We start from the raw sequence: 454 nt of genomic DNA on the forward strand, positions 1-454 counted from the left end.
AATTCTGTCACATCTGTGTAGCACTTTTCCATTGTTTTAGAGCCTTCAAATTGACGTTGAATGAGATTCTCTGCCTTCTTGCCAACATCTCCTTTATGAGAAGAATATTTTCGTTTCTGCCGCATTTTAGCTTGTAAATTGAGTACTTTCATCAAGCGTTGAACTCTTTTATGATTTACCAGATAACCACGATTTCTTAGTTCTAAATGAATCCGACGATAACCATAATTTCCCTTGTGTTCGATAAAAATGGATTGAATTTCAGCTTTAAGCTCTTGGTCCTTATCTGGTTTGTCTAGTTGTTTCAAGTGATAGTAGTAGGTCGAACGAGCTAGTTTAATGGCTTTTAGAAGAATATCTAACGAAAACTCAGTAACTAATTCTTGAACAATTTCTGTCTTTCTTCTTTCTCTTTTTCCTCCTTCAATCGGAGTTCTCTTAACTTTTTTAGGAT

The 454-nt window shown here is 34.8% G+C and carries 1 protein-coding gene; it reads right to left on the reverse strand.

Annotation, left to right across the window (positions count from 1 at the left end; genetic code table 11):
* On the reverse strand, positions 1 to 454 hold a 454-nt coding region (locus tag N8L90_RS09340), incomplete at both ends, for an IS3 family transposase (RefSeq protein WP_261025217.1).

The organism is Streptococcus mitis (genome assembly GCF_946190115.1).
Lineage (GTDB): Bacteria > Bacillota > Bacilli > Lactobacillales > Streptococcaceae > Streptococcus > Streptococcus mitis_CO.